Raw genomic sequence first — 13,307 nt, 5'->3', positions numbered from 1 at the left:
TTTCGTCATGCGCCGTGGGATGTTCCTGATCCTGATCGGTGCCGCCGCGGCGGTATTGCTCGCCGCGGTCGGCGTCTATATAGCCACCGATCCGGGCACCGCCGCCTCGGTGGCCTCGCCCCTTCTCCCCTCCTCCCCCAGCCTGTCGCCGTCAGTGGAACCGTCGGTACAGCCATCGGTGGAATCGTCAGCGAAGCCGTCGGCGAGCCCCTCGGCCGTCACGAAGCTCGCCCCGGCCAAGGGCAGCTGGGTCGCCGTGGACGCGGCGGCGTGGAAGGCCGAGCTGGCCCTCTTCGACGCGGTCCAGCCCAAGACGGTCCCGGCCGGGACGACCATGGTCCCCGAGTTCCACACCGACTGCGAGGTCACCGGGCGGGCACCCGACGACCCGATCGTCTTCCCGAACCTGCCGGGCGCGTCGCACCTGCACACCTTCTTCGGGCAGGACGTGGACGCGCACACCACGACCGCGGAACTGCGTACCCGGAAAGGGACCTGCGACGCGAAGGGTGACCGGAGCGCCTACTGGGCCCCGACGCTGCTGCACAACGGCAAGCCGGTGGCGATGAAGGGCTTCCGGGCCTACTACGGCGCCAAGATCGAGGACTCGTCGACGGTCAAGCCGTTCCCGCCCGGTCTGATGATGGTGGTCGGCGACCCGAAGAAGCAGGTGGCGACCCCGGCCGGCGCCAGCGGGCAGTTCTGGTGCGCGGGCAGCGCGGAGACCGGCCGGAGCAAGGACGGCAACTGGCCGAAGTGCGCCAAGGGCGGCAACCTGATCTACCAGCTCACCTTCGAGGACTGCTGGGACGGCAAGCACATCGACTCGCCGGACCACAAGTCGCACATGGGGCCCGCCGTCAACGGCGAGTGCACCGGGAAGTACCCGGTGGCGATCCCCAGCGTCTCGCTGATGCTCGGCTACGACTCGCTCGGCGGCGACGGGCTCGCGCTCTCCTCCGGGATGGCCTCGTCGATCCACGGCGACTTCATGAACGGGTGGGATCCCGCAAAGCTGAGCGCGCTGGTCAAGGTCTGCATCAACGCCCACGCCAAGTGCGGCACCACGCCGTCCTTCACCGGCGGCTGAGTCGTTGGTCAGCGTGTCCCTTCCTCCCCTCGCGCGGCTCCTGCCGTTCCTCCTCGGCGTCCTGCTCACCGGGTGCGGCTCGGCCGCCGCCGCACCCGTCCCGGCCCCCGCCCCGTCCTCGTCCGCGCCGGCACCGGCGGCCTCCTTCGGCGGCACCGATCTGGCCTGGATCGAGCTCGTCCTGGCCATGGACGAGCAGGTCCTCCCGTTGCTCGACATCGTTCCGGCGCACGCGCACGGCGCTTCAGTTCAAGATCTCGCTTCCCGCGTACGCACGGTGACGCTCGCCGAGTTGCCTGAGTTGCGAGCGCTGCACGACGAGGCGGGACTCCCGGCGGAGAACCCGCACGAGGGGATGCCGATGCCCGGCATGGTGACCGCGCGGGACGTGACGGCGATGGCGGCCCTCTCCGGGGAGGAGTTCGACACCGCCGTCACGGCGAAGCTGCGGGAGGGCATCGAGCAGGCGGCCGACCTCGCCCGCAGCGAAGGGCTCTACGGCGCGGAGCCACGGACGAAGGCTCTCGCCGCGCGCATCCTCACCAGCCGCACCGGCCTGTCGTAGCTCTCGCCGCCCCTCCCGATCAGGCCGTCCCCCGGGCGCCACGAACGGGAAAACCGACGGCGGCGTATATACCTGGCGGTGATCACCTGATATCCAGGGATCGTGACGGCTGACAGGGAACCGGATGTCGTGCTGGCGGACCACGGCACGGTCGCGGAGATCCGGCTCAACCGGGTGGCGGCCCGGAACGCGCTCAGCACCGCGCTGGCCGAGGAGCTGATCGGGGCGGCGGAGGGCGTACGGGAGCTCGGGGCCCGGGCCGTCGTGCTCAGCTCGGCGGCGCCCGGGGCGTTCTGCGTCGGGGCCGACCTGAAGGAACGCGGGCGGCTCAGCGACGCCGGGTTCGGCGCCCAGCGCCTGGTCTTCCGCCGGGCCTTCGGCAGCCTCCGCGACCTGCACGTCCCGGTGGTCGCCGCGGTACACGGACACGCGCTCGGCGGCGGTTTCGAACTGGCCCTCTGCTGCGACCTGATCGTCGCCGACGAGACGGCGGTCGTCGGGCTCCCCGAGGTACGCCTGGGCATCGTCCCGGGTGGCGGCGGGACCCAGCTGCTCCCGCGCCGCGCGGGCTACGGCACGGCGGCCGACCTGATCCTGACCGGCCGCCACGTGCCGGCCATCGAGGCGGCGAAGCTCGGGCTGATCGACCGCCTGGTCCCGGCCGGCCACGACCTCGCCACGGCCCTGGAGATCGCCGGGCAGATCGCGGCGAACTCGCCGGTGGCGGTGACGAACGCGCGGAACGCGCTACGGCGGGCGCTCGACACCGACCTGGCTTCGGGACTGGACATCGAGGACGCGGCCTGGCGGGCCACGGTGTTCTCGGCGGACCGCCGGGAGGGGGTCCGGGCGTTCCTCGAACGACGGTCACCCATCTGGCCGTAGTCCCTCCCCCGGCGCTCCTCCCCCGGCGTTCCTCCCCGGCTGCGGAGAGAACTCAGCGAACCGGCTGAGCGGGCGCACTCCCGGCAGCGGCGCCCGGTGGCACCGGCCGGGAACGCGGGAGCAACGGATCCGTCTCCCTCGGTGGCCGGGTGGTCGCCGCGATCATCGCACTCTGCGGCGACTGATGCATCGGCAGCGCCGGCGGAAGGCGCCCCGGAACCTGGCCCGCCCGGTAGAAGGCGGCCGCCCCCTGGACCAGCGCCGCCAGCCCACCCGTCTCGTGATGCCGTCCGATCGCGTTGTACCACCCGTACGTGCAGGCCGCGACCACCTCGGCGGTCCCCGCGAGAACGCGCCGGAGGTTCGGGGTCCCGCCCCGCAGCGCGACGGACGCCTCCTCCAGGACGGCCAGTGTGGCGGGGATGCCGCCCAGCGCGACCCCGCCCCCGTACAACAGCTCCCCGGTCACACTCTCCGGAAAGTAGTACTTGGCCAGCAGCCCGGCGCCCTGCCCGACGAACGGGGCGAGGTCGATGCCGCGCTGACTGACGGCGGGTTCGTCCACAGGCCGGGCGGTGGTGGCCGACGGCGCGGCGATCAGCGCGTTCGTGGACGTACGCGAGACCACGGCCGCCGCGGCGGCGACACGGTTCGGGTTCGGGGTGGACGGCGCGGGGGCGCGGCGTGGATCGCGGGCTGGCGGCATGACCGCATGACGCGGGCCGGGGTACGCCGGTTCACCGGAAGGCGCCCTCGGTGCATCGACAGTGATGACTACTTAGAGAGCGGTCGAATCGTGGCCGGTTGACGTCGCATCAATGCTTGAAACTCCCTCGATACGCGCATGCCCCCTGCTTGATACGCTCACGGCCTTGAATGGAGGGGCCATGGGGGATTTCCTGGATCGCTTCCGCAGACGGGCGGCGCCGACGGACTCGGAGACCGCCGCGTACATGCTCGAGCTGGCCGAGGTCTTCCAGAACGGGATGGCCGCGGCGGGCACCCCGTTCGGCTGGGGCTCGGGCGAGGCGACCCGGCTCGACGGCGCGTGCGACACGGTGCTCGCGGCCGGCCCCTCGGCCGAGGTCCTCCACAGCACGGTGATGAACATGGGCGCCTACCTGGGCGAGCTGCTGGTCCGGCACGGAGGCGGCCGCTGGGTCTTCGACGTCCCGGCCGGCGCCGCGGTGGTCGAGCTGCCGAACGGGCTCCGCGCCTTCCCGCACAACAAGGTCGCGAAGCGCCTCAGCCCCGAGGGCGGCGCGCACCACCTCTTCACCTTCTACTGGTACGGCCTGACCGGCGAGGTCCCGCCGGGCGCCGAGGCGACGGAGTCGCTGGGTGACGGTTCGGTGGGTGACGGTTCGGTGGGTGACGGGTCGGTGGGTGACGGGTCGGTGGGTGACGGGTCGGTGGGTGACGGGTCGGTGGGTGACGGGTCGCTGGCCGAGGAGCCCCCCGCCGAACACGGCTGATTCCGCGCCGTCCGGAGCCGGCGGGAACCGTTCCGCTCCGGACGGCACCCGGATGGATACCGGAGAATTCGTCAATTCCGCTGCTCCCGCTCCGATCTGGCTCTGACCGGCGGGCGAACGGCACCCGCCATCGTGGTGAGGAGCCGGCGCGCAGTGACCCAGAACAACACCCTTCGTCAGCGCGGTCTGCGAATCGTGGGTTCGGCCCTGCCGCTGATGCTGGCCGTGACGGCGTTCGGCGCCGCCCCCGCCGCGGCCGCCACCTCGTCCGCGGCGCCCGCCAGGACCACCGCCACCGCCACGACCGCCACCGCCGGGGCCAGCTGGTCGAGCCTGATGCGGCGCAGGCTGAACCTGGACGCCGAGGGCGCCCGGCTCACCGCCTCACTGCCCGGGTTGCGGGCGGCGATCACCGCGAAGCGGGCCGAGCTGACCGCCGCGCAGAAGGCCGTGCCGGTCGCGCAGGCCGCGCTGACCACGGCGGCCGCCGCCGATCAGGGCGCCCGGAAGCGGCACGCGACCGCCAAGGCAACGGTCGCGGCCGCACGCAAGGCGGTCACCGACGCGCAGCGGCTCCGGCCGCGCAACACCGCCAACGCCGCCCGGGTCACCACCGCGAAACAGGCGCTGACCACCGCGACCAGCACGCTGAAGACCCGGTCGCTGGCGGTCCGGACGACCACGGCGAACCTGGCGGCGGCGCGGCGCGCGAACACCGCGGCCGAGCGCGCGGTACCGGCGGCGACCACCGCGCACGACGCCGCGGTGACGGCGCTGAGCACCGCGCAGACCCGGATCGCGGCGCTGCCGAAGCTCCGGACCGACCTGGCGGCGCGGGCCTCGGTACTCGGCCCGGACGTGGTGAACCAGACCCGGGCGAGCTTCACCACGGCGCAGACCACCCGGGTGTACGGCGTCACCGTCAACCGGATCGTCGCGTTCCCGTTCCAGCGCATGATCGACGACGCCGCGAAGGCCGGGGTGCCGCTCTCCGGAGGCGGCTTCCGTACCAGGGAACAGCAGATCGCCCTCCGCAAGGCGAACGGCTGCCCGGACGTCTGGACCGCGCCGTCCTCGTCCTGCCGGGTACCGACCGCGATCCCGGGCCGCTCCCTGCACGAGATCGGCCTGGCCGTCGACATGACCTCCGGCGGCCGGAGCATCACCGACCGCAAGGGCAAGGCCTTCACGTGGATGGCCGCCAACGCGGGCAGGTACGGCTTCGTCAACTACCCCGCCGAGGCCTGGCACTGGTCCATCACCGGCAACTGACCACCGGCCGTCAGGGGGTGCTCCGGCACCCCCTGGCGGGAGCACGGGTTCAGGCGAGGAGTTCCAGGACCGTCTGGGGTGTACGCCCCTGGTCCGGGGAGTCGTAGTCGCCGGCGGTGACCGCGATGACCTGGGCCGTGTCCGGGAGCAGGAAGAGGCGCTGGCCGCCGTTCCCGGTGGCGTAGTGGAGGGTGCGGCCGTCGAGATCGCCGGTGTACCAGTGGTAGCCGTACCGGGCGCCCGTCCGGGTCGTCACGCGGGGGCGGAGCATGGCGCCGATCCAGCTCGCGGGGATGACGCCGTGGCCGCCGGCGAGGATCGCCGCGCCGATCCGGGCCAGGTCGCGCGGGGTGAGCCGCAGACCGGAGGCGGCCGACGCGACGCCGTCCGCGCCGCCGGACCAGGCGACGTCGGTGATGCCCAGCGGGGTGAAGAGCACCTCGCGGGCGTAGTCCGGAAGCGACCGGCCGGTGCCCGCGGCGATCAGGCCGCCGAGCAGGGCCGTGGCGCCGCCACAGTAGGACCACTCGCCCGGCGGCGCGACGATCGGGCGTTCCAGGACGTACCGGTACCGGTCCGGCGCCATCTCCATGGCGATCTCGGCGTTGGCCGGGCTGTCGTAGGGTGGCTCCTCTCGCCACTCCAGCCCCAGCGACATGGTCAGCACGTGCTCCACCGTGAGCCTCGCCCGCGCCGGGTCGGCCGCCAGATCCGGATAGTCCGGGAACTGTTCCAGCAGGGGCGCCGCGGGCGGTGGCACGGATCCGGCGTCGAGCGCGATGCCGTACAGGAGCGCGGTGATGCTCTTGGAACAGGACCGGAGATCGTGCAGCGTCCCGGGGCCGAAGGTGACCGGCCCGAGCGGCTCACCCCAGGCGAAGTCCTCGCCGGCGCCGTAGTGCTCCAGCACGATCTCGCCGTCCCGGATCACCACGACGCCGTGCAGGCCCTTGAGATCCATATCCGCCAACATGGATCCCTTTATAGCGGAGAACGTCAGGGGCAGGTGACCTTCGGGTTCAGGGTGGTCAGCTCGCCGTCCGGGTTCGGGAGGTAGAGCCAGACGTGCAGGTCGTAGTGGACCGGCATCGGGGGCACGCCCTTCGGCACCGGGTGGCCGGCCATCGGGCCGTCGAACGGGTGGCCGAAGAGCGTGGGACGGTCGACGTCGGTGCGCAGGTCACCGTCCGCGTCGGGGCGGAAGAACTCCAGGCCGGCCAGCCGCAGCCCGCCGTGCGGCACCGGCACGTAGAGCAGGATCTCCGGCAGCACCGGGTCGACGTCGCCGTTCTCCGAGTTCCGCGGGCTGCTGTAGTGGTAGCCCATCCCCGGCACGCAGTCCTCGGTCGGCAGGTACCCGGCTGCCTTCGCCTTCCGTACGTCCTTGAACCGGCTGGTCGCGTCCACCAGCACCCGCCGCTGGGCGCCGGTGAGACCCGATGCCGCCTGCGCCGGGACACCGGCCCCGCCGATCACCGCGGCCACCACCATGACCAGTGCACTGCTCCGCAACATCCGCCACCGCTCCTTCGCTCCGGCATGTGAAAAGACCGCGGTCCAGCCTGCCCCCTATAGGTGCTTTTATCCGGATTTCTGGATTCTTGTCACTCTCGCGCCGCGCCGATGACATCATCCGCGCAACGGCATGAAACAGGAGGTAGAAGGTTATATGGCCCACTGGAAACGACTGGTCCTCGCACTCGGGTGCTGCCTCCTGCTGATCCCGGCGGGAGCGGTCCAGGCATCGGTGCAGAAAGCGCTCGGCGGGCCGCTGAACCTGCTGCTCGTCGGGATCGACCCGCGGGACGACCACACCGCGCCGCTGGCCGACTCGATCATCGTGGCGCACATCCCGGCCGACCGGCGGACCGTGTACCTCTTCTCGATCCCGCGCGACCTGGTGACGTGGATCCCGGCGTTCCCGAGAGCGGGCTCGGCCGGGCAGCGCTCGAAGATCAACGCGGCGATGGCGCTGGGCAGCCGGATCGGGAACCGGCGGTACGACCCGGCGCAGGGCTTCCGGCTGCTCTCCCGGACGGTCCGCAAGGTCACCGGGATCACCCGGTTCGACGGCGGCGCGGTGATCGATTTCGGCGGCTTCAAGCGGCTGATCACCGCGATGGGCGGCGTCGACATGGTGATCGACCAGGACGTGGTCTCCGAACACCACAAGCCGGACGGCACGTCGCGCGACCGGCTGCCCGCGTGCCCGGGACACGACGACTGCCACCGGCCGTACATCGGACCGCAGAAGACGTACCGGAAGAGCGACACCCCGCAGCACCTCAGCGGGTGGGAGGCCCTCGACTACGCCCGGCAGCGTTACGGGCTGCCGCACGTGGACTACGACCGCCAGCGGCACCAGCGGCAGATGCTCAAGGCGCTCGCCACCCGGATGAGCAGCGCGGTGGCCGCCGAGCCGGGACGGCTGCCGGAGATCGTCCGGCAGGTGGAGCAGACGATGACCTTCGTCGGCGGCGGGCACACCATGCTGGACTGGGCCACCTTCCTCGCGGTGCTGAACGCCCGGGACATCACCTCGATCAGCCTGCACGGGATGCCGCTCTTCGAGGGTGGCGCCTACCGTGGCGAGCAGCTCGACCGGAGGTCCACCGCGTTCTTCGCCGCGGTCGTACAGGACCGGGTCCCGTCCTATCTGCAGTCCCGCCCCGGACTGCTCCCGGACAGCCGGTGAGCACATGGGAACGTGAACATTTCTAGTAGGCTCGCTCGGTGCACGCCGGGTCACGGCGTGTGCAGCGCTGGTTCGGGCATCGGGTAGAGGGACGAGAATGAGTGACGACGCCGGGTTCCACGCGGACCGTACCCAGGAGATCTTCCTGCCCGCCGTGGCCGAGGCCGTGCCGCCGAGCCACGGCGGCGCCGGGGTGATCGAGGTCGCCGCCTACCGCGGGGACACCGAGTTCGACCGCGAGGTGATCGAGAAGCTGGCCTCCGCGGCCGCCCGGTCGGTGCCCGGGGTCGCCGAGCTCGGCGGCGACGTGGCCCGCTTCTTCAACTCCGTTCTCGACCGGGTCGGCCTGGACAAGGTGGGCGACGCGACCCGGGGCGTCACGGCCAAGGTGGACGGCATCGACGTGGACATCACCGTGGTGCTCTGCCTCAAGGCCGGCGAGGTGGTCTCCGAGGTGACCGCCGCGGTGCGGACCAAGGTGATCGAGGCGGTCGAGCACTACGGCGTCCACGTCAACAACTGCAAGGTCAAGGTCGACGACATCCTGATGCCGGAGGCCTGATCCGCTTTCAATAGAGCAGGATCGCAGCGCCCGCGGCGACCAGCAGCACGACGTTGAGGCCGATCAGCCTCGCCTCGCCGCGGGACAGGTGCAGGGCGACGGCCCCGATCTGGATCAGCAGAAGCCCCGCCGCCGCAGCGATCGCGAGCCGGGTCGCCACGCCGGTGAGCGGCGGCAGGATCAGCCCGATCGCGCCGAGGATCTCCAGGATCCCGAGCGCCCGGATCGCCGGCAGCGGTATCTGATCGACCCAGCCCATCATCGGCCGCAGCCGGTCCCTGCTCTGGGTGGCCTTCCTGCCGCCGGAGAAGAGATAGAGCAGGGCCATCAGGCCGGCGACGATCCAGTACGCGATGTGCATGCGGACGATGGTCACCGATTTTCGGGGGCCCTACAAAAGGCACATCCGTGTGCCTCAGGCACAGGGGGATGTCATGCCCGACTACGGTCACACCTGCATGATCCGCGGCGACGGCGGGAAGACGCTCCGGGCGATCCTCGACCAGATCTGCAACAAGTGGACGCTGCTCATCGTGGCCACGCTGGAGCAGGGCACGCTGCGCTTCACCGACCTGCGCCAGCAGATCCCCGGCATCTCCCAGCGGATGCTCACCCTGACCCTGCGTAACCTGGAACGGGACGGCCTTGTGTCACGGAGCGTGTTCGCCGAGGTGCCGCCCCGCGTGGAGTACGCGCTGACCCCGACCGGGCAGAGCCTCATCCCGCCGGCGCTGGCGCTGGCCGGCTGGGCGATCGAGCACGTGCCGCAGATCGAGGCGAGCCGGGCGAGATGGGCGGATCGCTGAGCCGCCGGGTGTAGGTTCGCCGCATGCCTCTTCCCACCGCAGCGATCACCGCAGGTTCCCTCATCGGCGGCTGGCAGGTCGCGCGCCGCACCGGTGTCCGGCCACTCGGCGGCGTCGTCCTCGCCGCCGGCGGAGCGGTCGCGGCACGCGAGTGGCGCCGCCGCACCAGCCCGGCGGTCACGGCCGGCCTGGTCGCCACCTACGTCGCGGCCTTCGGCCTCTCGCACCCTCTCGCCAAGCGCATCGGCGCCTGGCCGTCCGTCCTCGCCGTCTCCGCGATCACCGCGGCCGCTGCCTACGTCGCGTCCGATCGTCACTCTGGGTGATTTTTTTATGGTACGGTCGGTGAAGGGGTCCATCGTGGACCCCCGATCCGTGGTACAACGCGGTCATGCGCATCGTCTTCGTCGCCGCGCCGCTGCAGGGGCATCTGCTGCCGTTGATCCCGCTCGCCGCGGCCTGCCGGGACGCCGGGCACGACGTGCTCCTGGCCTCCGGCGACTTCCCGCCCGACGTGCTCGGCCTGCGCACCGCCGCCATCGACCGGCGATTCAGCCTGCAGCGCTCCGCCTTCCGCGCGGTCCTGAGCAATCTCCGGCTGGCCCGCCGTGAGCTGCGCGGCGAGGCCGGCCTCTCGATGGTCGGCGAGATCTTCAGCCGGGCCAACCTGCCGCTGATCGCGCCGTTGCGGGAGCTCGCCGAGCGGGAACGCCCCGACCTGATCGTCTTCGAACCGCTGACCGAGGCCGGCGCCGTGGTCGCGGGCCTCCTCGGCATCCCGTCGGTGCTGCAGGAGAACACCCTCTGGCCCGCGCCCGACCTGTTCCGGGCGGTGACAGGCTGCTCGGTCTTCGCCGGGTACGCCGCCCCCGACCCGGCCCTAACCATCGCCGTGGTCCCGCCCAGCCTCCGCACCGCCCCGATCGAGGGCGCGATCCCGATGCGCCCGGTCCCCTGGTCCGGCGGCGGCACGCTCCCGCCGTGGCTCCGCGAGCCCGGCGACCGGCCACGCGTCCTGGTCAGCCACAGCACCCTTCGGGGCCCGGACACCGGCGACCCCACCCGGGCCGTGCTCGCCGCCGCGCCCTCCGTCGACGCCGAGTTCGTCCTGGTCCGCGGCCCGCGACGGGGCACCCTGCCGCCGAACGTCCGGGTGGTCGACCGCATCCCGCTGAACGAGGCCCTCCCGCACGCCGCGGGCTTCGTCCACCACGCGGGCGCCGGCAGCATGCTCGGCGGCCTGGCCGCGGGCGTCCCCCAGCTGACCACCCCGGGCGCCGGCGACCGCACCCACAACTCCGGCGTGCTGGCCGCCCGCGGCGCGGGCTTCGCCGTCCCGGCCCGGTCCATCACCGCCGATCACCTGACCCGCCTGCTCACCGACCCGGCGCTACGCACCGCGGCCCAGCAGGTCGCCGCCGAGATCGCCGCCATGCCGGACCCCGCCACCGTCGTCCCGGAGCTGGAGAAACTGGTCCACTGACGGCCGGAGGGCGCCGAGCTTGTCCGGGTTGGAGACGACGTAGAGGCGGCAGATCACGTCCGCCTCGACGGCGAGCATCAGCACGTGGTGGGAGCGGGGATAGGTGATCCGCAGGGCCGGGGCGCCGTTCAGCTCCAGCGGCGCGACCTCCATCACCGGGGCACGGCCGTAGACGGCGGCGAAGAAACGGCCCACCTTGGCGGCCGAGCGGATCGGGCGCCGCGCGGAGCGGGTCCTGCCACCGCCGTCGGACCAGGCGATCACGTCGGCGTGCAGCAGGCGGTGCAGGCGGGTGAGGTCGCCCTCGCGAGCCGCCGCCACGAAGCCGGTCAGCAGCCGGCGGTGCTGGTCCGCGGGCGCCGCGAACCGGGTACGGCCGTCGTGCAGCGCCCGCTCCGCCCGGTGGAACAGCTGGCGGCAGTCGTCCTCCGCGCGGTCGACGATCCCGGCGATCTCGCCGTAGGGCAGGTCGAAGGCGGTACGCAGCACGAAGACCGCCCGCTGCGGCGGCGTCAGCCGCTCCATCAGGTGCAGCACCGCGATCGACAGGTCCGAGGTGTCGACCGCCCCGAACGGCGAGGCGCCGGTGGCGACCGGCTCGGGCAGCCACTCGCCGACGTAGCTCTCCCGCCGTGCCTGCCGGGCCCGCAACTGGTCGACGGCGAGCCGCGCCACCACCCGGGTCAGGTACCGGCGCGGCTGCGCCACCGCGCTCCGGTCCGCCGCCACCCACCGCAGATACGCCTCCTGCAGCACGTCGTCCGTGTCGTGCACGGTCCCCACCAGCCGATACGCGAGCCCGCGCAGCATCGGCCGATGCCGGACGAACTCCGCGCTCACTCCGTCGGGGGTTGCTTGCGGGTCGTGATGACGATGCGGTTCCACACGTTGATGGTGCCGATCGCCAGGATCATGTTGGCTGTCCCCTCCTCTCCCCAGCGGGCGACCGCCTCGTCGTAGACGTCGTCCGGGACGCCGTGGTCGCCGAGCCTGGTCACCGCGTCGGTGAGGGCGAGCGCGGCACGCTCCGGCTCGTCGAAGAAGGGCGCCTCCCGCCACGCCGCCACCGCGAAGAGGCGGCGCTGGTCGTCGCCGTCGGCGAGCGCCTCCCGGACGTGCATGTCCAGGCAGAACGCGCACCCGTTGAGCACCGAGGCGCGGATCTTGATCAGGTGGAGCACGATCGGGTCGACCGTCGCGCGGGTGTACTTCTCCAGCTGGGCCATGGCGGCGTAGCCGTCGGGCACCACATCGGTCCAGGACATGCGTTGCGTCATGCGGCAACGACGGATGCGGGCATGCCCGGCGTGACAGTTCAGCGCGTGATGCCGGTCATAGCGGCCCGGTGCGTCAGCCAGCTCGTCATCGCCCGGACGCCGTGGCCGATCGCGCGCTCGTCCGGGTCGAACGTCGCGAAGTGCGGATAGCTCGTCTCGATCGGGGCGCCCGGCCGGCGTACCCCGAGGAAGGTGTACGTCCCGGGCATCTCGTTCAGGAAGAGCGCGAAGTCCTCGCCACTGAACGGGATGGATCCGTACGCGGGAAGGGCGTTGAGGAAACGCTGCAGAGCGTGACCCTCGCGCTCGGGGGTGACCATCGCGGGGAAGGGGTCGCTCGGGAAGACCACGGTCGGGGCGAGGGCGCGGATGGACTCGCGGACGTCGCGGTAGCGCTCCTCCGGCCAGCAGCGGAAGGTGACCTGCACCTGGGAGTCGGCCGCGCGGGCCTGCACGAAGACGAACCGCTCCAGCGGGCCGTGCGGCGTCAGGACGTCGTTGACCAGGCGTTCCAGATCGGCGGGCGTCGCCGGACGGGCCACCGTGCTCAGCCCGTTCAGCGCGGCGGCGACCGCGGCGGCCTCCTCGTCACTCCCGGTGACGGCGACGCCGCGATCCCGGCCGGGCAGGCCGAAACCGGCGGTGGTGACGAACCGGCCCACCGGCATCGCGAAGCAGTGCAGGGCGTGGATCTCGGACGGCCGGATCGTGGCGAAGACGCCGTCGGCGAACATCGCGGCGGCGCCGGAGAGCGTCTCCTCGGCGGGCTGGAAGACGAACATCACCCGCCCGCTGAGCCGCCGCCGCCCCCGGGCCAGGCTCTCCGCGACCCCGATCCCGATGGTGGTGTGCAGGTCGTGCCCGCAGAGGTGGGCCGGCGCCGTGCCGCCGCCGATCTGGTCGTCCGGCGGCACCGCGTCCATGTCCGCGCGGTAGGCGACCGTCCGCCCCCGCCGCGCGCCGGGCCAGCTCCGCGGCGGCGGCCAGCTCGGGCGATCCGAGCAGGGGGCCGAGCAGCGTGCGCAGCGCCCGGTCGACGGCCACGAGACGCCGTTCCACCAGCACCTCCGGCGGGCGGACCGCCCACGCGGACGGCACGTGTGCTCCGACCGTACCCAAGGAGAAGCTGTAGAAAGCCGAACCGACTGCCGCGACCCCCGCCGGGCCGAGCGGAGCGGCCCGCCAGGCGAAGTAACT

Annotated in this window: 17 protein-coding genes; 10 read left to right on the top strand and 7 right to left on the bottom strand. The window is 72.4% G+C overall.

The genetic code is table 11. The features are described from left to right. Nucleotides 1–7 precede the first annotated feature (7 nt). The 3 genes from AB0M08_RS11960 to AB0M08_RS11950 all read left to right on the top strand — a co-directional run bounded on the left by AB0M08_RS11960 (nt 8) and on the right by AB0M08_RS11950 (nt 2,540). Nucleotides 8–1,090, top strand: coding sequence for a DUF1996 domain-containing protein (locus tag AB0M08_RS11960; RefSeq protein WP_364491870.1), 1,083 nt, complete (start codon nt 8–10; stop codon nt 1,088–1,090). Between the two features lie 13 nt (nt 1,091–1,103). Then, a complete protein-coding gene (locus AB0M08_RS11955; protein ID WP_364491868.1) occupies nt 1,104–1,655 on the top strand; it encodes a DUF305 domain-containing protein in 552 nt (183 codons plus the stop codon). A gap of 102 nt (nt 1,656–1,757) precedes the next feature. Beyond that, entirely contained in the window at nt 1,758–2,540 is a 783-nt protein-coding gene (locus AB0M08_RS11950; protein ID WP_364491866.1) for an enoyl-CoA hydratase-related protein, read from the top strand. Between the two features lie 52 nt (nt 2,541–2,592). On the opposite strand, the gene AB0M08_RS11945 is transcribed toward AB0M08_RS11950, so the two are convergent. After that, a complete protein-coding gene (locus tag AB0M08_RS11945; protein WP_364491864.1) occupies nt 2,593–3,246 on the bottom strand; it encodes a hypothetical protein in 654 nt (217 codons plus the stop codon). A gap of 181 nt (nt 3,247–3,427) precedes the next feature. Here AB0M08_RS11945 and AB0M08_RS11940 point away from each other — a divergent pair, with 181 nt between their 5' ends. Together AB0M08_RS11940 and AB0M08_RS11935 are read left to right on the top strand one after the other, a co-directional pair. After that, nucleotides 3,428–4,015, top strand: coding sequence for a hypothetical protein (locus tag AB0M08_RS11940; RefSeq protein ID WP_364491862.1), 588 nt, complete (start codon nt 3,428–3,430; stop codon nt 4,013–4,015). A 153-nt stretch (nt 4,016–4,168) separates the two neighbouring features. Further along, entirely contained in the window at nt 4,169–5,287 is a 1,119-nt protein-coding gene (locus AB0M08_RS11935) for a M15 family metallopeptidase (RefSeq protein ID WP_364491860.1), read from the top strand. Nucleotides 5,288–5,336: 49 nt separating this feature from the next. On the opposite strand, the gene AB0M08_RS11930 is transcribed toward AB0M08_RS11935, so the two are convergent. Both AB0M08_RS11930 and AB0M08_RS11925 read right to left on the bottom strand, forming a co-directional pair. Beyond that, the gene (locus AB0M08_RS11930; RefSeq protein ID WP_364491858.1) at nt 5,337–6,260 is read right to left on the bottom strand and encodes a serine hydrolase domain-containing protein; all 924 of its coding nucleotides are present in this window, start codon (nt 6,258–6,260) and stop codon (nt 5,337–5,339) included. A gap of 23 nt (nt 6,261–6,283) precedes the next feature. After that, nucleotides 6,284–6,802: a hypothetical protein gene (locus tag AB0M08_RS11925; RefSeq protein ID WP_364491856.1), complete on the bottom strand. Its 519-nt coding sequence runs from the start codon at nt 6,800–6,802 to the stop codon at nt 6,284–6,286. A 154-nt stretch (nt 6,803–6,956) separates the two neighbouring features. Here AB0M08_RS11925 and AB0M08_RS11920 point away from each other — a divergent pair, with 154 nt between their 5' ends. Further along, nucleotides 6,957–7,982, top strand: coding sequence for an LCP family protein (locus tag AB0M08_RS11920; protein ID WP_364491854.1), 1,026 nt, complete (start codon nt 6,957–6,959; stop codon nt 7,980–7,982). A 97-nt stretch (nt 7,983–8,079) separates the two neighbouring features. Next, complete coding sequence (locus tag AB0M08_RS11915; RefSeq protein WP_364491852.1) at nt 8,080–8,544, top strand: Asp23/Gls24 family envelope stress response protein; 465 nt, start codon at nt 8,080–8,082, stop codon at nt 8,542–8,544. A 7-nt stretch (nt 8,545–8,551) separates the two neighbouring features. On the opposite strand, the gene AB0M08_RS11910 is transcribed toward AB0M08_RS11915, so the two are convergent. Continuing rightward, entirely contained in the window at nt 8,552–8,905 is a 354-nt protein-coding gene (locus tag AB0M08_RS11910) for a DoxX family protein (RefSeq protein WP_364491850.1), read from the bottom strand. Between the two features lie 73 nt (nt 8,906–8,978). Between AB0M08_RS11910 and AB0M08_RS11905 the strand changes: the two genes are divergently transcribed. The 3 genes from AB0M08_RS11905 (at nt 8,979) to AB0M08_RS11895 (ending at nt 10,833) form a co-directional block, all read left to right on the top strand. Next, nucleotides 8,979–9,350, top strand: coding sequence for a helix-turn-helix domain-containing protein (locus AB0M08_RS11905; RefSeq protein ID WP_364491848.1), 372 nt, complete (start codon nt 8,979–8,981; stop codon nt 9,348–9,350). A 23-nt stretch (nt 9,351–9,373) separates the two neighbouring features. Then, nucleotides 9,374–9,676, top strand: coding sequence for a hypothetical protein (locus AB0M08_RS11900; RefSeq protein ID WP_364491846.1), 303 nt, complete (start codon nt 9,374–9,376; stop codon nt 9,674–9,676). 65 nt (nt 9,677–9,741) lie between these two features. After that, nucleotides 9,742–10,833 (top strand): nucleotide disphospho-sugar-binding domain-containing protein, encoded by a 1,092-nt coding sequence (locus AB0M08_RS11895; RefSeq protein WP_364491844.1) that lies wholly within the window; start codon nt 9,742–9,744, stop codon nt 10,831–10,833. On the opposite strand, the gene sigJ is transcribed toward AB0M08_RS11895, so the two are convergent. From sigJ to AB0M08_RS11880, 3 genes are read right to left on the bottom strand one after another with little or no spacing between them, the layout of a single operon-like run. Next, nucleotides 10,741–11,673: an RNA polymerase sigma factor SigJ gene (gene sigJ, locus AB0M08_RS11890; RefSeq protein ID WP_364491842.1), complete on the bottom strand. Its 933-nt coding sequence runs from the start codon at nt 11,671–11,673 to the stop codon at nt 10,741–10,743. The two genes, AB0M08_RS11895 and sigJ, sit on opposite strands and share 93 nt — an antisense overlap. Further along, nucleotides 11,670–12,110, bottom strand: a complete 441-nt coding sequence (locus AB0M08_RS11885) for a carboxymuconolactone decarboxylase family protein (RefSeq protein ID WP_364491840.1) — start codon at nt 12,108–12,110, stop codon at nt 11,670–11,672. Before AB0M08_RS11885 ends, sigJ begins: the two co-directional genes overlap by 4 nt. A gap of 38 nt (nt 12,111–12,148) precedes the next feature. After that, nucleotides 12,149–13,033 (bottom strand): M20/M25/M40 family metallo-hydrolase, encoded by an 885-nt coding sequence (locus AB0M08_RS11880; RefSeq protein ID WP_364491838.1) that lies wholly within the window; start codon nt 13,031–13,033, stop codon nt 12,149–12,151. Nucleotides 13,034–13,307: the final 274 nt, after the last annotated feature.

The organism is Actinoplanes sp. NPDC051851 (genome assembly GCF_040681165.1).
In the GTDB taxonomy this organism is placed as follows: domain Bacteria; phylum Actinomycetota; class Actinomycetes; order Mycobacteriales; family Micromonosporaceae; genus Actinoplanes.
The sequence above is the reverse complement of the archived record's forward strand: the minus strand, read 5'-3'. Positions and strand labels throughout refer to the sequence as shown.

Coding starts and splice junctions, on each gene's coding strand:
- AB0M08_RS11880 (WP_364491838.1), bottom strand. CDS start 13,033: ATGGACGCGGTGCCGCCGGACGACCAGATCGGCGGCGGCACGGCGCCG.
- AB0M08_RS11930 (WP_364491858.1), bottom strand. CDS start 6,260: ATGTTGGCGGATATGGATCTCAAGGGCCTGCACGGCGTCGTGGTGATC.
- AB0M08_RS11900 (WP_364491846.1), top strand. CDS start 9,374: ATGCCTCTTCCCACCGCAGCGATCACCGCAGGTTCCCTCATCGGCGGC.
- AB0M08_RS11940 (WP_364491862.1), top strand. CDS start 3,428: ATGGGGGATTTCCTGGATCGCTTCCGCAGACGGGCGGCGCCGACGGAC.
- AB0M08_RS11905 (WP_364491848.1), top strand. CDS start 8,979: ATGCCCGACTACGGTCACACCTGCATGATCCGCGGCGACGGCGGGAAG.
- AB0M08_RS11945 (WP_364491864.1), bottom strand. CDS start 3,246: ATGCCGCCAGCCCGCGATCCACGCCGCGCCCCCGCGCCGTCCACCCCG.
- AB0M08_RS11915 (WP_364491852.1), top strand. CDS start 8,080: ATGAGTGACGACGCCGGGTTCCACGCGGACCGTACCCAGGAGATCTTC.
- AB0M08_RS11885 (WP_364491840.1), bottom strand. CDS start 12,110: ATGACGCAACGCATGTCCTGGACCGATGTGGTGCCCGACGGCTACGCC.
- AB0M08_RS11920 (WP_364491854.1), top strand. CDS start 6,957: ATGGCCCACTGGAAACGACTGGTCCTCGCACTCGGGTGCTGCCTCCTG.
- AB0M08_RS11960 (WP_364491870.1), top strand. CDS start 8: ATGCGCCGTGGGATGTTCCTGATCCTGATCGGTGCCGCCGCGGCGGTA.
- AB0M08_RS11925 (WP_364491856.1), bottom strand. CDS start 6,802: ATGTTGCGGAGCAGTGCACTGGTCATGGTGGTGGCCGCGGTGATCGGC.
- AB0M08_RS11895 (WP_364491844.1), top strand. CDS start 9,742: ATGCGCATCGTCTTCGTCGCCGCGCCGCTGCAGGGGCATCTGCTGCCG.
- AB0M08_RS11910 (WP_364491850.1), bottom strand. CDS start 8,905: ATGCACATCGCGTACTGGATCGTCGCCGGCCTGATGGCCCTGCTCTAT.